Origin of the sequence: Bacillus sp. ok061, assembly GCF_900108285.1 — a bacterium.
In the GTDB taxonomy this organism is placed as follows: domain Bacteria; phylum Bacillota; class Bacilli; order Bacillales; family Bacillaceae_G; genus Bacillus_A; species Bacillus_A thuringiensis_S.
The window spans coordinates 35,500-54,216 of record NZ_FNUW01000003.1; the positions used below are offsets into that span (position 1 = coordinate 35,500).

Sequence of the window (18,717 nt, forward strand, 5' to 3'; positions counted from 1 at the left end):
TAACGGGGGATACCTTATCCTGTAAACACATCTTCCGATGGATATTTTATTTTTTGTTTTGCTGGTCGTGCTAAAGAGAACACAAGTGTTAATGGTCCAATTAATCCGCAAAACATAACAAACATAATAATACATTTTCCTAATGCCGATAGCTTTGCAGTAATTCCCATCGTTAACCCGACTGTGCCAAACGCTGATATTGTCTCAAATAATAATTGAATAAAGCTGAAGTTTTCTGTAAGCATTAATATAAATACCGCTGCAAAAATAAGTATTTGACTCGCAACAGCAATCGCTAAGGCCCTCGTTACTGTCGACATTTTAATTGTACGCTGAAATAAAACAATTTCCTCCTTTTTTCTAAAGAAAGAAAGGACAGATGTAATTAAGATAACAAACGTTGTTAATTTAATCCCTCCACCTGTTGATACACTTCCTGCACCAATAAACATTAAAATCATTGTAAATAATATAGATGATTCTTCCATACCTCCATAGTCAACCGTATTGAATCCAGCTGTCCGCGGGGTAATACCTTGAAAGAAGGAAGCCCATAGTTTTTCATTTAAAGATAAATTCCCTAACGTCTCAACATTATTATATTCCAATACGAAAATTACAATCATTGCTATAACATTTAGCACTACTGTTCCAATAATCATTATTTTTGAGTGAAGTGATAATTTTCGAAAACTACGACTATACCATATATCAATTAATACGGTAAAACCGAGTCCCCCGATTACAATTAAAGAGCAAATCCCAATATTAATAATGGGATCCCCTACATATCTTGTTAAATTATCTGGCCATAAAGCAAATCCTGCATTATTATAAGATGCAATTACATGAAAAATACTATAGTATAAACCTTTTCCAAAACCAAACTCTGGAATAAAGCGAAACGATAAAAAGATGACCCCAATAAGTTCAATACAAATCGAAAATATAAAGACACGCTTTACTAATTTTACAAGACCACCTATATTTGTTTGATTAAATGCTTCTCCAATTAATAAACGATGGCGTAATCCGATTTTTTTACCTAGTACCCAAACAATTAAAATGGCAATTGTCATAAGACCTAGACCACCTGTTTGAATTAAAAACATAATAACAATTTCGCCAAATATCGTAAATGTACTTGCTGTATCCACTACTCCCAAACCAGTTACGGTCGCTGCTGACGTTGCTGTAAAGAAAGCATCTACCCAACTAATATGTGCTTTCGTTGCGAATGGTAATTTCAACAACAAACCGCCAACCACAATTAAGCAGAAAAAGCCTAATGCTAATATTTGTGGTGGGTTTAATCGTATAAGACGATTATACAGCCCTTGTTTTTTTGCTACGTCCATATCACTAACTCCCTTATTAAAGTGAAGCTTTCCCCTCATACAATAAAAAGCTTTTTAAAAGCCCTTAAATAATTGGGACAAACCTTATATTCTCATAATATAGTTGAGCATAATCCTTTTTTTCATAGATTACAACTTTTATTTATATTCAGATTCCTTTTCATTTTATGCTGGAAAACTCTATATCCTAACTCAATATTGTTAGCAATAACAATTTCATATGTACTATTTTTCAAATCCCCATATCTTTCACTCTATGTTCACATAGAGGTCACATCCACCTTTTATAGTATATGTATCGAAGCTGTTCCTCCCTAATTTATAAGACATTCCCCAGTGTCTTTGAATAGCTTCCATCCCTAATTAAATTGACATAAATTGTCCCCTTCCTTGACCATCTTATAAATGATGGTCTTATTTTTTTTGTCTTTCTATCTTTTATTTAAAACTCCCTCTCTCTTTCACCCTATGTTCACATGAGAGTCACACCTACCTTTTATAGTATATGTATCGAAGTTGTTCCTCCCTAATTTATAAGACATTCCCCAGTGTCTTAAAGCAACTTCCATCCCTAATTAAATTGACATAAATTGTCCCCTTCCCTAGACCATCCTATGTGATGGTCTATTTTATTTTCCAAACACAAAATCAGTCTATCTACACTTAAATAAAAACCAAAAAATTCAGAAAATATTGTCAAATTAGGTATTTTTTCGGTATAATTACTTTAGAAAGAAATTTCGCAAAAACAAAAGGGGGGATTTTATTGAAACAAACAAAAGCAATCTTAATCGCATTATTTCTAGGTCTAGTTGTTGGACTCACTCTAAATTTAGCTGCTCCATCTATCTTTGAGCCACTAAATCAATATGTGTTCAACCCAATTGGTCAATTATTTATTCGACTTATTAAAATGCTAGTTGTTCCTGTTGTGTTCATTTCTATCGTACTTGGTGCTGCCGGCCTTGGAGATCCGAAACAACTTGGAAGAATCGGTTTTAAATCAATTTCATTCTTTCTCGTAACAACTGCGGTTGCCATCTCTATAGCGGTTACATTTGCACTTATTATAAAACCAGGAGCTGGCGGTAATTTTAAAACAGAAGGTCTTAAGTATGAAGGTGCAAAAACTGAAACATCTTTCGTCGACACATTGCTAAATATCGTACCAGATAACCCAGCAAAAGCGATGGCTGACGGAAACATGTTACAAATCATTGCCTTTGCCGTATTGATTGGACTCGGTATAGCTATTTTAGGAAAACGAGTTCAAGGTATCCATTCATTACTTGAACAGGGCAACGAATTAATGCTGTATCTTGTTAATCTCGTTATGAAATTAGCCCCAATTGGAACATTCGGTTTGCTCGCTTCATCCGTTGGTAAAATGGGGCTTGCAGGCGTCGCTGCGATGTTCAAGTATATGATTGTCGTTATGTTAGTACTCATTATTCACGGGGTCTTTGTATATGGTGGCTTATTAAAGGTATTAGCAAAAGAAAGTATTGTTCGTTTCTTTAAACATTTCGGACCAGTAATGGCAATTGGCTTTAGTACATCTAGCTCTAATGCATCGCTTCCATTTGCAATGAAAACAGCACAAGATAAGCTTGGCGTTCCAAAAGCGATAAGCTCATTTGTACAACCACTAGGGGCAACTATTAATATGGATGGTACTGCCATTATGCAAGGGGTAGCCACTGTATTTATCGCTCAAGTATACGGTGTTGAACTTACATTACCGCAATTAGCTATGGTCGTATTAACTGCTGTACTAGCTAGTATCGGTACTGCTGGTGTGCCAGGTGTTGGACTTGTAATGCTTACAATGGTTTTAAATCAAGTAAATCTACCAGTAGAGGGTATCGCTTTAATTATCGGTATTGACCGTATTCTAGATATGTCTAGAACAGCTGTAAACATTTCTGGTGATGCAATTTGCGCAATGATTGTCGCAAAATCAGAAGAAAAATATAATACTGATCAATCGGCAGCATCTTAAATCAAAAAAGGAGTGAAATATATTCACTCCTTTTTTGATTTACTCCTTTTTTGATTTACTCCCTTTTTTAGAACGATATTCTTTCCCTTTATTATCATTACCAGTTTCAAATTCAGTGCTAAATTCCTGATTGAACTGGCCGGACTTTGGTGATCCTTGATTACCGCTCCCTTTACTACCGTTACGATTCGTCATATTTCTCCCTCCCTTCCTTGTATTAGTAGTATGGCGCTCTATCTTTTTTCATACACATTTTATTTTTTAACATCTATTACACACGAAAGAAGACCTCCCATATATAAGGAAGATCTTCTATTTCATCACGTAAGCGTTTTCTTGTTTATAATCACTTAAATAAGTTTTTTGGAAATTGAAATCATTACATTCATTTCATCTTCTGAAAGTGCAGAGAATCTTTCTTGTAAATATTGTTTTTTCGCATCTTCCATTTTCGCAACTAAATCTTTCCCTTGTTCTGTAATCTCTAAATACACAACTCGGCGATCTGATGTAGAACGTGAACGAGTTACAAAACCTTTATTAATTAATTTTTCTGTAACAGCTGTAATATGACTATTCGACACATTTAATTCATTTGCTACACGCGATACCATTTCTTTATTCGTACGATTTAATATTCTCAGGACGATGAATTCATTCCACGGTATGTAACCACCGAATATTTTTCCGATATCATTACGCAATGTGCGAAACATAGCAAACACATTTGTCGATAGTTCTTCCATTAATTGCTCTCGATTTTGAGACAACATTGACAGCTCCTTTTATTTCATTTAGTTAAATAAAAACCTTATTAATAATTTTACATGAAATCTTACTTTTTGTCACCTTATTTTCCCATAATTCGTAGTTTTTTAATATGTATTTCATGATAAAATGAAGTCAACTTCCAGAAAAAGGGGGTATTTTAATGCGTGAGGAGGAGAAGTTCTCAAATCTCAGCCTAAAAGATAAAACGATTATCATTAGTATTATTGCTCTTTTTCTCATTATAGTTTTTGCATTTATATTTTTTGTATATGTAGGAATCTTTCAAATTACAGGTATAGAGTATAGTTCACGTAATGCGTTACTTCTCTTTTTTTTATTAATCACTTTCTTAGACAGTATTACATTTTTCATCTTCAGTTTCTTCAAAGCGCTGCTATATCCACTGACACAAAACATGCCAAATTGGATTTCTATTACTCTTTTCTCATTCATTGAAATTACACTAGATTGGTTCGTCATTCATACTGCTGATGATTGGATAGAAAGCGTACAAATGTCCAACATAGCTGAATTATGTGTCGTACTATTCTTTTTCCTCTTAAATAAATTATTAAGTGACGAGAAAGAGTAAGAATACAAGCTTTTCTATATAAAAATTGGTACAATGAAAGCAAATCTTACTAAAGAGGTGCTAATTATGAACTTACAACAATGGGCTGATAAAGGTATGTCCTTTGATACATATGTGAATGAAATGCAAGTAAACCAATATGAGCTACTACACATTTACAATAACTTTTTAATTCCAAATGAATTACTCCCTGTATTAGAAGAACGTCAAAATGACGGCTGGCGTGTTATCGTATTAACTGCTGATTGGTGTGGCGATGCTCTTTTATGCGTACCTGTTATGAAACGAATTTCTGAAGTTGCAAATATTGAAATGAGTTTATTAATTCGCGACGAAAACTTAGAATTAATGGATCAATATTTAACAAATGGAACAGCACGTGCGATTCCAATCTTTATTTTCATTGATAAAGATGGAAATGAACAAGCCGTCTTTGGACCACGCGCTCCAAAAGTACAAGAATTAGTAACTTCAATGCGCGCTACATTACCTGAAAAAGAAGATCCAACATTCGAAGAAAAACAAAAAGAAATGTATGCTAATTTCCGTGCTACATTAGCTGATGATACTTCTCTTTGGGAGCATGTAATGGAAAATATGGTGGAAAAAATAGTAAAATAAAAAAACTGCCGAGCTCGGCAGTTTTTTTATTACATAATGAAGAAATAGAATACCGCAGCTAAAATGAAACGATAATAAGCGAACGGTGTTAGTTTCACACGAGATAATAATTTCAAGAATGAAACAATTGCAAGCATCGCAACAACGAATGCAGTTACAAATCCTGTTACAAATAGCGTTATATCTGCCGAGCTTAATACATCCCAGCTTTTAATTAAATCTAATCCACTTGCAGCTACCATCATCGGCACCGCTAAAATGAACGTATATTCAGCTGCCGCTGTATGCGACACGCGAGCTAATAAACCACCACTGATTGTAGAACCAGAACGAGAAAATCCTGGCCAAAGAGCTAAACATTGAAACATTCCAATTGTAAATGCCTGTTTATATGTGATTTCATCTAACGTTCTTGCTGTACTTGGTTTTGAAAACTTCTCAGCAACAATCATTAAAATACCACCGGCTACTAAGCTAATAACAACTGGTCCTGGACCAAATAAAACCTCTTTAATAGTGCTATGGAATAATACGCCAAGTATCCCGGCAGGAATCATCCCGATAATAATATGTAATAAATTTAACGATGGTCCGTCTGTTACTTTACCTATTCCAACTAACGACCATAGACGCTTCCAAAATATAACAACAACTGCTAAAATCGATCCCAATTGGATAACAACTTCAAAAACTTTCGCTCTCTCATCGTCAAATCCAATTAAATGTCCTGTTAAAATCATATGTCCTGTTGATGATACTGGTAGAAACTCTGTTAACCCTTCAACAGCACCCATGATTAAACCAATTAACCAATCAGCCACAAGTAGTGCCTCCTTAATAACAAATAATATGTAATTTTTTCACACCTTATCATAATACCTTATCCCTTTTCAAAGTGCATCCTTTTTTTATTGGTTTCATATGTTGTAGGCGCGTATTTCTTTTCTAATCTTTGATTAAATTGTATGATAGTAAGAGTTTGTTTTTTTATATGGAAAGGGGATTTTATGAAAGAAACTACTTCATTTTCACAAAAGTTAAAGCAATTTGTATTACTATTTTTTCCGATTTTCGTAACGCAAATGTCATTATTTGCGATGAGTTTTTTTGATACAACAATGTCAGGACATGCAAGTCCAACTGATTTAGCAGGTGTTGCAATTGGAACAAGTATATGGCTTCCAGTTAGTACGGGATTAACAGGAATTTTAATGGCTACTACTCCCATTGTTGCACAGCTCGTCGGATCCAAGAAAAAAAAGGACGTTCCCCACGTTGTCATACAAGCAGTTTATTTAGCAATTTGTGCTAGCTTCGTTGTTATCCTCATCGGTTTCTTCGTCGTTTCACCTATTTTAAACGGCATGCGCTTAGAAGAACCTGTGGAACGAATTGCAGCTCAATTTTTAAGTATTATCGCAATAGGAATTATACCTTTATTCACTTACACTGTTTTACGTGGATTTATTGATGCATTAGGAAAAACTCGAACAACGATGATTATTACATTGCTATCATTACCAATTAACGTAATATTAAATTACCTATTAATTTTTGGTAACTTCGGTTTCCCAAAGCTTGGTGGTGTCGGAGCAGCAATTGCTTCCACTGCAACATATTGGTGCATTTTAATTATTACAGTCATTATTATTCAGACGAAAGAGCCTTTTGCCTCTTTCAACATTTTCAAACAATTATATTGCCCTTCTCTTTCTAGTTGGACAGCATTCTTAAAGCTTGGCGTTCCTATCGGATTTGCTATCTTTTTTGAAACGAGTATTTTTGCTGCGGTAACGCTCATGATGAGTAATTTTAGTACGACAACTATTGCAGCTCATCAAGCAGCTATGAACTTTGCTTCCTTGTTATATATGACTCCGCTCAGTTTAGCAATGGCAATGACTATTGCAGTCGGATTCGAAGTTGGAGCAAAACGTTACGATAATGCAAAACAATACGGACTGATTGGAATTGGATTAGCCCTTGCCTTTGCTTTATTATATTCGATTCTTCTCTACTTCTTTGATAATCAAATTGCTTCTATTTATACGACAGATGCAAAAGTTCATCATTTAGCAAAAGAATTTCTTATCTTTGCGATTTTATTTCAAATTTCAGATGCAATTGCAACCCCTGTACAAGGAGCTCTGCGTGGTTATAAAGATGTAAATGTTGCTCTAATTATGACTTTAATTGCTTATTGGATAATAGGTCTACCACTAGGTTACATATTAGCAACGTATACAGAATGGGCCGCAAAAGGCTATTGGATCGGTCTTATTATCGGTCTAGCATTTGGCGCTGCCTTCCTACTTATCCGTCTCTTTCAAGTACAACGAAAATATACAACACAAAACAGCCGCTAATAATAAAGTGGCTGTTTTCTTTATGCATATTTTTTCTTGTAACGTATAATATAATGAAAAAGAAAGGTGGGTACATATGGACGAAAAAGAAAAAAAGCAACCATTCGATGAAGAATTTGCCCCTGAAATTTCACCTGGATATCGGCAAGATGTACATAAGCCACCTAAATATAAAAACACTTCGTTTTTAATGGGCATTACCATTTTCGCTGCTGTATTACTCATACTTATCATTTTCGTTTATTTTTGATGAAAGGTGGCCTATTATATGAAGAAACAAAATTCCAATCGTTCCAAAAGAACTGTTAAAACACAAAAAGGATATGCAGGCGATTCTGTTCATACACTTAAACAAGTAGAGCAAGGAAATTTATATATTGCTCAAAAAGAACTTGGTCAACAAAATGAAAATCTTTAAAGGTCCTTGATTCCTTGAGGGCCTTTTTATTCCGCATTAAGTAGTACACCCCCAAATGATCTATTGAGCAATGAATTTCCTTTATTGTACGCGCTGCTTTTGTTCTAGCACCATAAATATATTATTAACCTTTACAATTTTCACTTCATAATTCAATTTCATTTCGCTTCTCTTACCATTTTCAGTACCCGCAACGTACGCTACAGCTTGATAGAGAAAACTCTCATCTGTCTCTTCACGTATCTCCTCGTTTGTAAATTTATACTCTAACTCTTGAAAACGATTTGGATAATAATTTTCCATTAATTGTTCATACCCTCTATTTAAAAATATTTCTTCACCTTTTCGTTTCACATCTTCTTTATTATTAAACTCAAACACTGATAGTTGTTCAGTCACAAAATGCTCTCCTACCTTTTTCATTTCATTATGAGTTAAATTTTCTATACTTTTATTCTTTAACTCCTTATTTAATCCGTACTGATCAATCGGTTTAAAGGTAGCAAAAACCTCCTCTTTATATGACCAAAACAATACAAAAGCGATACATAGAGAAATGATTAACAGTCTTTTTTTCGTAATACTCCCGCCCTTCTTCATAATGATAGCTATATTTTAACATATAGAAAGAAAATTCTGATATCATAAAGTAGAATAACTTAACTCAGAAACGAGGAACAATTATGGACTCTTACAAACATTATATAAAAGAAGCTTTGCCTAATCTTTCTATACGTTCATATAAACAAAATGAAGAAGGATGGGATAATGTAGCAGTTATAGTAAATGATGAGCTACTGTTTCGTTTCCCGCGAAAACAGGAATATGCAATGCGAATTCCGTTAGAAAAAGAACTATGCACAATTCTCACTCAATCACTACAAGAAATCGAAGTTCCACAATATCACCTAATTTATAAAAATGAATCTGAGGAGGTTCCTCTTTGTAGTTACTATACTCTCATTCATGGTGAACCATTAAAAACAGAAACAGTTGCCAATCTGGAGGATACAGAGCTAAAAGCAATTATTACACAATTAGCTACTTTCCTTACGGTACTACATAGTATTCCTTTAAACCAAGTTACACCGCTATGTTTCCCTATTGAAAAAACATGTACCTACTGGAAAGAGCTACAAACAAAATTAAATCAATATCTCACTACTAACCTTACTTCATTACAGAAACTAGCCTTAAATCGCTTATTTGAAAATTTCTTTGCATGTTTAGCTACATCCACTTTTCAAAACACAATCATTCACGCTGATTTTACACATCATCACATTTTATTTAACAAGCAGAACAAAAGCATTTCAGGTGTTATCGATTTTGGTGATGCGCAAATTGGCGATCCTGCTTTTGATTTTGCAGGACTATATTATGATTTCGGACATGAGTTTACTACTTCTGTATATGAACAGTACAGTACACTTATTTCTCATCATGATCCATTACTCATTCACCGCATTACTACCTTTTATCAATACAGTCCTTTATTACATAATATTATTTATAACTTTGAGTCAGAGAATGAACTCGAATTCATTACAGGTACAGAACAGCTAAAAATGATATTACAGGGATGAGATTACATTCTCTCCCTATATACTCTCTCCTCATACATCATTAACTTTTTATCCATTTCAACAATAACTTTATACAATTGAAATGCCTGTAAGATTTGCAGTTGAATTTCAAAAGGAGCATTTTGTTCTTTTAACCATTGAAATACTTTCGTTTCATCTTTCATTAATTATTCCTCCCTTTATCCCGCTATTTGCGGGCAGTAAGACCCCCACCTCAAAATTCAGCGGAAGCAAAGAAGTTAGGTGGGGGGCGGGCTGCCCGTTAAAGCCCGATTGGTTAAGGCTAATAATCAGTGGGGGATGAACAACCCCCCCACTGATTAAAGTTTCACTTTATTAAAATCTGCTACAAATATACCGTAAATGATGAAAAGCTTTTCATGTCAATAACAAAAAAGGATGCAAAATTGCATCCTTTAATGTACGATATTTTTCTTCTGCTTCGCTTCTTTCTTTACTTCTTCCCTTTGGCATTCGCTACGAAACGCGCAACTCATACACTCAGAACGAAAATGACGCTCTGTATAATGCTCAGGTTGCTGTAACATTTCTTTCATTCTAGATAAATCAGCCATTCCAGTTATAATATCTTCCTGTTTCGGAATGTACTCATACTTAGTTCCTTCTATTAAATTAATAACTTCAATTTTTCCTGGAAGAACGCCGAAAGCTTTATAACTGAATACTGTTATTAGCTTCTGACAAAGAGCAAGCATTTCCTCATCTGCATCGACAACATACTTTTTAATTACAAACGACTCAGCACTCCACTCACCAACTTCAAATGTCAATGACATGTGGACACCTAACTCTTCCATATATGTTTGAAACTTCTCGTATAAAAACAATGGTGGTGTCTGACTATCATCCCTTTCAACAAACTGTAATAAGTGATCCGTTAGCTTCGCTAATACAATATAGTACTCTGTCTTCGAAGCAAACATATTAATCCTTACTTTTTTCCAACACTTTTCTATTAATATTAAAAGTACAATTTTCGTTTGTTGACCCGCAGGTAGCGTGTAATACTCGTTAATAATTTGATTCACAATCATTTGTGCTATTTGTTGCCATTCAAATGAAGAAGGTTCTCTTCTTTTTATATGACGAAAATAAAATTTATGCGGACACCGCATAAAATCATACAAATGATAATCTGTCATCGTTTTAATTGAGATTTTCTCATGCACTTGCTCTTCATCTCCCTTCTGCCATTAAGAAAGGTGTTTTACAAATTCAGCTCCAAACTGTAAACATTTCTCTACATCTTCATCTTCTGGCGTTAATTCTACTTTTAGTCCTTCTAACACAACTGCTGCACCGCGCTCTTGTAGCTTTTCTATTAAAATGTCAACCGCCACTCCGTATTTCGGATAAGCCGAATCACATGATCCGAATACTGCCGCTTTTTTCCCAGTTAAATCAATAGAATCCATTGCATCATAAAAATCTAAGAAATCATCAGGAAGATCACCATCTCCCCAAGTGTATGCACCTAAAATAATTCCATCATACTGTTCTAATATAGAAGCTTCTGGTGAATCCATAATATCAATAACTTCAATTTCATTTTCTGTTTCACGAATTACGCCGGCAATATGGTCAGCCATTTCCTCTGTATTTCCACTCATACTTGCAAAAATCATTACTAACTTACTCAACTGAACCTCTCCCTTTACTTTGTATCTCTTTTTCTGTTTGAATACTCTTCTTCTCATCTACATATTCAGACCGAATTATATTTCGTTGCCATTCCATATGCTGATCAACATCTTTATTTTTATCTTTTAATCCCCTCCGTAGAAGGTGAAATTTTTTTCTCATTAACATGTCGCATCCATCCTATTGATAATAATTATCAATTTCAACTACATTTAGATTAATTGACATTGATTATCAATGTCAACAACTATTTTTAAAAAAATGATTAAAATGTACAAGCTTGTCCGTTAGCTATTCATATACTATGAATGAGCATAGTTCTTTCTCAGCCCTCTCTGACGGAAAGAAATAAAAGCAACTGCAATAGAGCGCAGTTGCCTTTTTTTGTTTTTCTATGATTTTATTAACCTTATAGTCGTCTCTAAAAATAGCTCCACTCCACAAATTAATGCTGATTCATCCACATCAAATTTCGGATGATGGTGTGGATAACAAGTATCTATATTTTCATTACCTGTTCCTAATTTAATGAAACAACCCGGCGCTTTTCTTAAATATGCTGAAAAATCTTCTCCTCCCATAGAAGGTTCAAGCTTCACAACACGCTCATTCCCAAACAAATGTAGTGCACTTTCTTCTACTACTTTCGTAATATATTCATCATTAATAACAGGATCATATCCGTAACGATACGTATATGTATAATCTCCTCCATGTGCTTTTGTAATTCCTTTCACGATTTTCTCAATTTTTTCTTCCGCTTCTATTCTTAATGTTTGATTAAAAGAACGTACAGTTCCCATTAAAGTTGCTGTACTTGGAATAATATTATCAGCCATTCCCCCATGAAACTGCGTAACTGAAACGACTCTTTGCATGAAAGCACTTGTATTTCTTGATACGATATGTTGTAAATTTGTAATAATCTGTGCTCCGATAACAATAGGATCAATCGTTTCTTCTGGACGTGCTGCATGTCCTCCTTTGCCTTGAATCTCAACTGTAAATACGTCTGGAGCTGCCATCATTGGCCCATACGCAATGCCTATCTTTCCGCTCTCCAATCCAGACATAACATGTAAACCTATTACATAATCAACACCGTCCATAACGCCCGCCTCGACCATTTCTTGTCCACCACCAGGGTATACTTCTTCTGCATGCTGAAAGAATAGACGAATTTCCCCTACAAACTCTTCCTTCATATTTGATAACACCTCTGCTGTACTTAATAAAATAGCTGCATGAGCATCGTGCCCACATGCATGCATCACTCCTTTATTTACAGACGTATAAGATTTCCTTGTCTCCTCTTGGATTGGTAAAGCATCTATATCAGCTCGAATCGCAATCACTTTCCCTTGCTTCACGCCTCTTTTAATTGCTAGTACACTATACTTCGTCGGTCTCGTTACTTCAAAAGAAGAAAACGAGCATAATGTATCATATATAAATTTCGAAGTTTCTTTTTCATGAAATGATAATTCCGGATACTTGTGGAAATGTCGTCTCCATTTTATAATGTTTTCTTCTGAAATAAGATCCTTCCAAACCCTCTTCATTAGAGATTCCTCCTTTTAAGAAACTTTAGGAATTCATACATTAACTATGAAAAAATGCAAACAAATATTGCATTTCTATACATTCTCTCAGGGCAATTTTATACATTCACACAATCCACTTCCTATTTACATATCAAACCCATTACAAATTCATGCTGAATGTAATATAATTGCTAAGTTAGGGATTTTCTTTTTTAGTATTTAGTGCTAATATCAGAAAAGAGCCTTTTGACTTATTTTTACCTAAAATGTGGGATTTTGTTTTTTTCACAATAATGTAGGACATGATACCTACAAAGAGCTATTATTTCATTAAGAGAGGGAAAGACATGGAAAGATTAAAAGAGATATGGTCTCGACCACTCACACAATGGATTGCAAAGACGGTTTATTACCTTGCAATTTTATTTGCATTACTTTGGTTGTATGGATTCCATGATACAAACACAAGTACATTTATTTACAATGAATTCTAGGGTGGGAACGTTATGAAGTTATTAGAACTAATTGAAAAGTGGGCTATTGAAACGCCTGATCAAACTGCTTTTGTTTGGCGAGATGCGAAAATTACGTACAAACAATTAAAGGAAGATTCTGATGCGTTAGCACATTGGATTTCTTCTGCGTATCCAGATGATCGTTCACCAATTATGGTGTATGGCCATATGCAACCTGAAATGATTATTAACTTTTTAGGATGTGTAAAAGCTGGACATGCTTATATTCCTGTAGATTTATCTATCCCAGCTGATCGTGTACAACGTATCGCTGAAAATTCTGGTGCGAAATTACTTTTATCGGCAGCAGCAGTAACTGTAACTGATTTACCAGTTCGCATCGTAAGTGAAGACAACTTAAAAGATATTTTCTTTACTCATAAAGGGAACACTCCAAATCCTGAACATGCGGTAAAAGGTGATGAGAACTTCTACATTATTTACACATCAGGAAGCACAGGTAATCCGAAAGGGGTTCAGATTACTTATAACTGCCTTGTTAGCTTTACAAAATGGGCTGTAGAAGATTTCAACTTACAAACAGGGCAAGTATTCTTAAACCAAGCACCTTTCTCATTCGATTTATCTGTCATGGATATTTACCCATCATTAGTAACAGGTGGTACACTTTGGGCAATCGATAAAGATATGATTGCGCGTCCAAAAGACTTGTTTGCTTCTTTAGAGCAATCGGATATACAAGTATGGACTTCCACACCTTCTTTCGCTGAAATGTGTTTAATGGAAGCATCCTTCTCTGAGAGTATGCTACCGAACATGAAAACATTCTTATTCTGCGGTGAAGTATTACCAAATGAAGTAGCTAGAAAATTAATTGAGCGTTTCCCAAATGCAACAATTATGAATACGTACGGTCCAACAGAAGCTACTGTCGCTGTAACAGGTATTCACGTTACAGAAGAAGTACTTGATCAATACAAATCACTTCCAGTTGGCTATTGTAAATCAGACTGTCGCCTTCTTATTATGAAAGAAGATGGCACGATTGCACCTGATGGTGAAAAAGGTGAAATCGTAATTGTCGGTCCAAGCGTAAGCGTTGGATATTTAGGAAGCCCTGAATTAACAGAAAAAGCATTTACTATGATTGACGGTGAGCGCGCCTATAAAACAGGCGATGCTGGCTATGTAGAAAATGGTCTTCTATTCTATAATGGTCGTCTTGATTTCCAAATTAAGCTGCATGGTTATCGAATGGAATTAGAAGAAATTGAGCATCACCTTCGTGCGTGTTCTTACGTAGAGGGAGCAGTTATCGTTCCAATTAAAAAAGGTGAGAAATACGATTATTTATTAGCGGTTGTTGTTCCTGGAGAGCATTCGTTTGAAAAAGAATTCAAATTAACATCTGCAATCAAAAAAGAACTCAATGAGCGATTACCAAACTACATGATTCCACGTAAATTCATGTATCAATCTTCTATTCCAATGACACCAAATGGAAAGGTAGATCGCAAAAAATTATTGAGTGAGGTTACAGCATGACCGCATATGGATCATTTTATTTTTTCGCTATAGTGGGCATTTTATTAATACCTACTATCATAGCTGGATTAAAAGGTAAAATGTTGCGTAAATATAATGCCGTTTTAACATTAGTCATGCTTGCTATTATCTTCTCAGATAAACCAAAGCAAGCAATGATGTTAGCTGCATTTATTATTTGGCAATATGCCCTTATTAAAGGCTATTTAATTTTAAGAAAGCAAAATAATAGTACATTCACATTTTGCATAGCTGTTATTTTATCGATTTTGCCTCTTATTTTGGCAAAAATCGCACCCTTTGCATCGTTATTACCTGAGTTAAAACTTGTTGTTTTTCTAGGTATATCTTACGTAACATTCAGAGCAGTTCAAATGGTATTTGAAGTTCGTGATGGTTTAATTAAAGAGCTTTCTTTCTTTAACTTCTGGGAATTCGTTTTATTCTTCCCTGCAATTTCAACAGGACCTATCGATCGTTACAGAAGATTCCAAAAAGATATTCAAAAGCCACCTAGCGCTGAAGAATATCAAAATTTACTATATACAGGACTAAATCGTATTTTCCAAGGTTTCTTGTATAAATTTATTATTGCTTACTTAATAAAGCAATATTGTATGGATCCAGCATTCGCTCAACACGATACAATCTTTTCAAATATGATTTACATGTATAGCTATAGCTTATATCTATTCTTTGATTTTGCTGGTTATAGCTCTTTTGTAATTGGTGTAAGTTATATGATGGGAATTAAAACGCCAGAAAACTTTAATAAGCCATTCCTTAGTCGTAATATTAAAGACTTCTGGAACCGCTGGCACATGAGTTTATCATTCTGGTTCCGTGATTTTATTTACATGCGTTTCGTCTTTTTTGCAACGAAGAAAAAGTTAATTAAGAACCGTTACACAATTTCATATATCGGTGCATTTTTAAACTTTTTCATTATGGGAATTTGGCATATCCAAGGAAGCGCTGTTGCGCAGTATATTATTTATGGTCTATATCATGCCGCACTGTTTATTTTATTCGATATTTTCGAACGAAAAAACAAAAAGCATAAGTTTTGGCCAAACAATAAATTCACACGCATCCTTGCGATTGTAATTACGTTCCACGTTGTATGTTTCGGTTTCCTAATCTTCTCTGGACACCTTAACAGATACTTTTAATGCACCCTTCTTATTCCATTAAGAAGTTGCACATATAATAATTTCGGATATAAAGGAGATTTTAAAAATGGCAGAATTCAAAGAGCAAGTATTAGATATTTTAGAAGAAGTATGTGAAAACGATATTGTGAAAGAAAACTTAGATGTTCAATTATTTGAAGAAGGTATCCTTGATTCTTTCGCTGTAGTATCTTTATTAGTTGAATTCCAAGAGCGTTTAGATATTGAAGTTTCTATTTCTGATTTTGACCGTGACGAGTGGGCTACACCAAACATGGTTATTAAGAAGTTGGAAGAAATCCGATGAACAAAGCAAAATTTGGTCCGATGCTTTTAGCATTGGCCCTTTTTGCTGTATTCTTACTTATTCCAACGCGCTTCCTACTTCCACTTTTAAGTGATGAAAAAGTAGAACAAGCTGCTACTTCTTTAAAAGAAGAAAAAATTCAAAGTATGATTTTACAGCAAAAGATGTTAGCAAATCCAAAATATCTTCCGATGTACGGTTCATCGGAATTCGCACGTATGGATGCTTTCCATCCATCTAATTATTTTAAAGTAAAGCCTGAAGGATTTACGCCATTCCTTCTTGGACGCGGCGGAACACAAGATCTTGTACATGTGTTAAACTTCGCATCTACAATGGATCAATTGAAAGATAAGAAAATGGTATTCGTTCTTTCTCCGCAATGGTTTGTACCACAAGGTATTGATGAAACGCACTTTGCACCTAACTTTTCAAAACAACAAGGTTACCACTTCATTTTCAACAATGATTTACAACCTGAAATGAAAAAACAAATTGCAAAGCGTTTATTAAACTTTGAGATTGTAAAAAAAGAAACTTTATTAAAAATTTCGCTTGAAGGTATCGCTTATGATGATACGAAGTATAAAGTAAAAGCACTTGCAGCTAAACCTTTCGCTTATATTTACCGTAACATTTTAGATCGTAAAGATTTATTTACAGCCATGTTTAATATTAAACCCCACAAAGAGAAGCTCGATCCTTCATTAAAACAAATGAACTGGGAAGAAGCTCGTAAACATGCGGATCAAACAGGTGCAACAGAATCTGGATCTAATGAATATGGTATCGAAGATGGTTACTTCAATAGCAAAATTAAGAAAAAATTAAAGCAACGTGAAGGTTACTTAAAAAATGATGCTTACGACCAATCGCCAGAATATGAAGATTTACAAATTGTACTTGATTTATTAAAACAATCTGGTGCAAAACCACTCTTCATTTCTGTTCCTGTAAAAGGTCCTTGGTACGACTACGCTGGCTTCCCGAAAGAACGCCGCGAAGCATACTATAAGAAAGTTCATGAGCAAATTGAAAAAGCTGGTTATCCAATTGCCGACTTCTCAAATCATGAATACGATAAATACTTCTTAAAAGATCATATGCACTTAGGTTGGAAGGGCTGGGTTTACATCGACGAAGCCATCCAACAATTTTATAAAGCAAATTAATGAAAAGACCGCTTGAATTACTCAAGTGGTCTTTTTGTATATATTTTGTAATTGTTCGATTGCATTCTCCGCTTCTTTCATAACTCGCTCCACTACATGCTGAGCTGATTCGATTCGTGCCAACGATGCTGCCTGTCCTGCCCAAAGTGACATATATTCTTCCTTATTTTGCTTCGCTGCCTCTTGGCGTATTTTAGAAGTTAATACGTTTTGCACTGGATACATCGGAAGCCCTTCTTCTTTTCCTTCATGTCTCTCTATAAATTCATTACGGATACCCCGTGCATATTTCCCGGAAAACGCACGAGTTACAGTTGTGCTCGTATCTGTACTATATAAAATCGCTTCTTTATACACATCGTGCGTAATACTCTCTTCACTTATTAAAAAGGCGGATCCCATTTGAACACCTTCTGCTCCTAGTGCCAATGCCGCAACAAGCCCTTGCCCGTTCATTACACCACCTGCTGCAACAATCGGGATATCCGGAACTGCTCCTACTAACTGAGGTATTAACGCAAAGGTACCGATCATAGCATCTCGTTCTTTCCCAATAAACGTTCCTCTATGCCCTCCGGCTTCGCTACCTTGCCCGACAATAATATCTACTCCTAGCTCGGCAAGTACTTTCGCTTCCTTCACATGGGTAGCTGTTCCGATAACTTTTATTCCACTTCTTTTCAAATCATTTATTTCTTCTTTTTCTAACGTTTGAAATGCAAAACTAACGACCGGTACTTTTTCATCTAATAGCACTTGTAATTGTTCCTTATAGCTTTTTGGAAGCTTTAACGTCCCTTCTACTTCTATACCTAATTCTCTATTCACTCCACTTAGTAATACTTTCGCCTCATTTACCTTCTCTTCTTCTATTTGTATCTCTTTCGTTACAAGTAAATTAACACCGAAAGGCTTATCTGTTAGTTCTCTTATTCTATAAATTGCTTCACGAATTTGTTCTGGGCTCATATAGCCCGCTCCAAGCATCCCTAACCCTCCGCTATTACTTACTGCTGCAACAAGTTCTGGCGACGTAATCGCGCCTGCCATACCGGCTTGAACGACGGGATACTCAATTTTTAATATGTCTGTTACTCGACTTGTAAACATCATTTTCCCTCCTAT

General features: G+C 35.0%; 23 protein-coding genes. 12 read left to right on the forward strand and 11 right to left on the reverse strand.

Annotated elements, in window-relative coordinates:
* Positions 1-14 precede the first annotated feature (14 nt).
* Complete coding sequence (locus C4S65_RS05145) at positions 15-1,358, reverse strand: TrkH family potassium uptake protein (RefSeq protein ID WP_086406007.1); 1,344 nt, start codon at positions 1,356-1,358, stop codon at positions 15-17.
* A gap of 766 nt (positions 1,359-2,124) precedes the next feature.
* Between C4S65_RS05145 and C4S65_RS05150 the strand changes: the two genes are divergently transcribed.
* Positions 2,125-3,360, forward strand: a complete 1,236-nt coding sequence (locus C4S65_RS05150; RefSeq protein ID WP_103945159.1) for a dicarboxylate/amino acid:cation symporter — start codon at positions 2,125-2,127, stop codon at positions 3,358-3,360.
* Between the two features lie 39 nt (positions 3,361-3,399).
* Here C4S65_RS05150 and C4S65_RS05155 read toward each other — a convergent pair whose 3' ends face one another.
* Together C4S65_RS05155 and C4S65_RS05160 are read right to left on the reverse strand one after the other, a co-directional pair.
* Positions 3,400-3,555 (reverse strand): hypothetical protein, encoded by a 156-nt coding sequence (locus C4S65_RS05155; protein ID WP_000184928.1) that lies wholly within the window; start codon positions 3,553-3,555, stop codon positions 3,400-3,402.
* 155 nt (positions 3,556-3,710) lie between these two features.
* A complete protein-coding gene (locus C4S65_RS05160) occupies positions 3,711-4,130 on the reverse strand; it encodes a MarR family transcriptional regulator (protein ID WP_000081432.1) in 420 nt (139 codons plus the stop codon).
* 161 nt (positions 4,131-4,291) lie between these two features.
* Here C4S65_RS05160 and C4S65_RS05165 point away from each other — a divergent pair, with 161 nt between their 5' ends.
* Both C4S65_RS05165 and C4S65_RS05170 read left to right on the forward strand, forming a co-directional pair.
* Entirely contained in the window at positions 4,292-4,723 is a 432-nt protein-coding gene (locus C4S65_RS05165; RefSeq protein ID WP_001206403.1) for a regulatory YrvL family protein, read from the forward strand.
* A gap of 33 nt (positions 4,724-4,756) precedes the next feature.
* A complete protein-coding gene (locus C4S65_RS05170; RefSeq protein WP_002040836.1) occupies positions 4,757-5,344 on the forward strand; it encodes a thioredoxin family protein in 588 nt (195 codons plus the stop codon).
* A gap of 29 nt (positions 5,345-5,373) precedes the next feature.
* Here C4S65_RS05170 and uppP read toward each other — a convergent pair whose 3' ends face one another.
* Positions 5,374-6,165 (reverse strand): bacitracin resistance undecaprenyl-diphosphatase, encoded by a 792-nt coding sequence (uppP, locus tag C4S65_RS05175; protein WP_000796253.1) that lies wholly within the window; start codon positions 6,163-6,165, stop codon positions 5,374-5,376.
* Between the two features lie 186 nt (positions 6,166-6,351).
* Here uppP and C4S65_RS05180 point away from each other — a divergent pair, with 186 nt between their 5' ends.
* The 3 genes from C4S65_RS05180 to C4S65_RS34265 all read left to right on the forward strand — a co-directional run bounded on the left by C4S65_RS05180 (position 6,352) and on the right by C4S65_RS34265 (position 8,128).
* The gene (locus tag C4S65_RS05180) at positions 6,352-7,710 is read left to right on the forward strand and encodes an MATE family efflux transporter (RefSeq protein ID WP_086406006.1); all 1,359 of its coding nucleotides are present in this window, start codon (positions 6,352-6,354) and stop codon (positions 7,708-7,710) included.
* Between the two features lie 76 nt (positions 7,711-7,786).
* Positions 7,787-7,960: a hypothetical protein gene (locus tag C4S65_RS05190; RefSeq protein ID WP_000343556.1), complete on the forward strand. Its 174-nt coding sequence runs from the start codon at positions 7,787-7,789 to the stop codon at positions 7,958-7,960.
* An 18-nt stretch (positions 7,961-7,978) separates the two neighbouring features.
* The gene (locus tag C4S65_RS34265) at positions 7,979-8,128 is read left to right on the forward strand and encodes a hypothetical protein (protein WP_000744623.1); all 150 of its coding nucleotides are present in this window, start codon (positions 7,979-7,981) and stop codon (positions 8,126-8,128) included.
* Positions 8,129-8,209: 81 nt separating this feature from the next.
* On the opposite strand, the gene C4S65_RS33960 is transcribed toward C4S65_RS34265, so the two are convergent.
* Positions 8,210-8,728, reverse strand: a complete 519-nt coding sequence (locus C4S65_RS33960) for a hypothetical protein (protein WP_061667997.1) — start codon at positions 8,726-8,728, stop codon at positions 8,210-8,212.
* 83 nt (positions 8,729-8,811) lie between these two features.
* On the opposite strand from C4S65_RS33960, the gene C4S65_RS05205 reads away from it, so the two are divergent.
* Positions 8,812-9,714 carry an aminoglycoside phosphotransferase family protein gene (locus C4S65_RS05205; protein ID WP_000378989.1) on the forward strand — a complete coding sequence of 301 codons (903 nt, stop codon included), beginning with the start codon at positions 8,812-8,814 and terminating at the stop codon, positions 9,712-9,714.
* Positions 9,715-9,716: 2 nt separating this feature from the next.
* Here C4S65_RS05205 and C4S65_RS34270 read toward each other — a convergent pair whose 3' ends face one another.
* From C4S65_RS34270 to C4S65_RS05230, 5 genes are all read right to left on the reverse strand, one after another.
* Positions 9,717-9,878, reverse strand: a complete 162-nt coding sequence (locus tag C4S65_RS34270) for a hypothetical protein (RefSeq protein ID WP_000651086.1) — start codon at positions 9,876-9,878, stop codon at positions 9,717-9,719.
* Positions 9,879-10,130: 252 nt separating this feature from the next.
* Positions 10,131-10,904 (reverse strand): hypothetical protein, encoded by a 774-nt coding sequence (locus C4S65_RS05215; protein WP_000544568.1) that lies wholly within the window; start codon positions 10,902-10,904, stop codon positions 10,131-10,133.
* A gap of 24 nt (positions 10,905-10,928) precedes the next feature.
* Positions 10,929-11,375: a flavodoxin gene (locus C4S65_RS05220; protein WP_000041153.1), complete on the reverse strand. Its 447-nt coding sequence runs from the start codon at positions 11,373-11,375 to the stop codon at positions 10,929-10,931.
* A complete protein-coding gene (locus C4S65_RS34275; RefSeq protein ID WP_000929008.1) occupies positions 11,368-11,544 on the reverse strand; it encodes a hypothetical protein in 177 nt (58 codons plus the stop codon). The genes C4S65_RS05220 and C4S65_RS34275 overlap by 8 nt, the downstream gene beginning before the upstream one ends.
* 224 nt (positions 11,545-11,768) lie before the next feature.
* Positions 11,769-12,938 carry an amidohydrolase gene (locus tag C4S65_RS05230; protein ID WP_061667998.1) on the reverse strand — a complete coding sequence of 390 codons (1,170 nt, stop codon included), beginning with the start codon at positions 12,936-12,938 and terminating at the stop codon, positions 11,769-11,771.
* Between the two features lie 329 nt (positions 12,939-13,267).
* Between C4S65_RS05230 and C4S65_RS05235 the strand changes: the two genes are divergently transcribed.
* From C4S65_RS05235 to dltD, 5 genes are all read left to right on the forward strand, one after another.
* Positions 13,268-13,414 carry a teichoic acid D-Ala incorporation-associated protein DltX gene (locus C4S65_RS05235; protein WP_000440291.1) on the forward strand — a complete coding sequence of 49 codons (147 nt, stop codon included), beginning with the start codon at positions 13,268-13,270 and terminating at the stop codon, positions 13,412-13,414.
* Between the two features lie 12 nt (positions 13,415-13,426).
* Positions 13,427-14,941 carry a D-alanine--poly(phosphoribitol) ligase subunit DltA gene (gene dltA, locus C4S65_RS05240; protein ID WP_000770497.1) on the forward strand — a complete coding sequence of 505 codons (1,515 nt, stop codon included), beginning with the start codon at positions 13,427-13,429 and terminating at the stop codon, positions 14,939-14,941.
* Positions 14,938-16,113 (forward strand): D-alanyl-lipoteichoic acid biosynthesis protein DltB, encoded by a 1,176-nt coding sequence (dltB, locus tag C4S65_RS05245; protein WP_000127954.1) that lies wholly within the window; start codon positions 14,938-14,940, stop codon positions 16,111-16,113. The genes dltA and dltB overlap by 4 nt, the downstream gene beginning before the upstream one ends.
* Before the next feature lie 67 nt (positions 16,114-16,180).
* Entirely contained in the window at positions 16,181-16,420 is a 240-nt protein-coding gene (gene dltC / locus C4S65_RS05250) for a D-alanine--poly(phosphoribitol) ligase subunit DltC (RefSeq protein WP_000807310.1), read from the forward strand.
* Positions 16,417-17,592, forward strand: coding sequence for a D-alanyl-lipoteichoic acid biosynthesis protein DltD (gene dltD, locus C4S65_RS05255; protein WP_001030288.1), 1,176 nt, complete (start codon positions 16,417-16,419; stop codon positions 17,590-17,592). Before dltC ends, dltD begins: the two co-directional genes overlap by 4 nt.
* Before the next feature lie 21 nt (positions 17,593-17,613).
* Here dltD and C4S65_RS05260 read toward each other — a convergent pair whose 3' ends face one another.
* On the reverse strand, positions 17,614-18,702 hold the full coding sequence (locus C4S65_RS05260; protein WP_142391524.1) for a nitronate monooxygenase: 1,089 nt from the start codon (positions 18,700-18,702) through the stop codon (positions 17,614-17,616).
* Between the last annotated feature and the right edge of the window lie 15 nt (positions 18,703-18,717).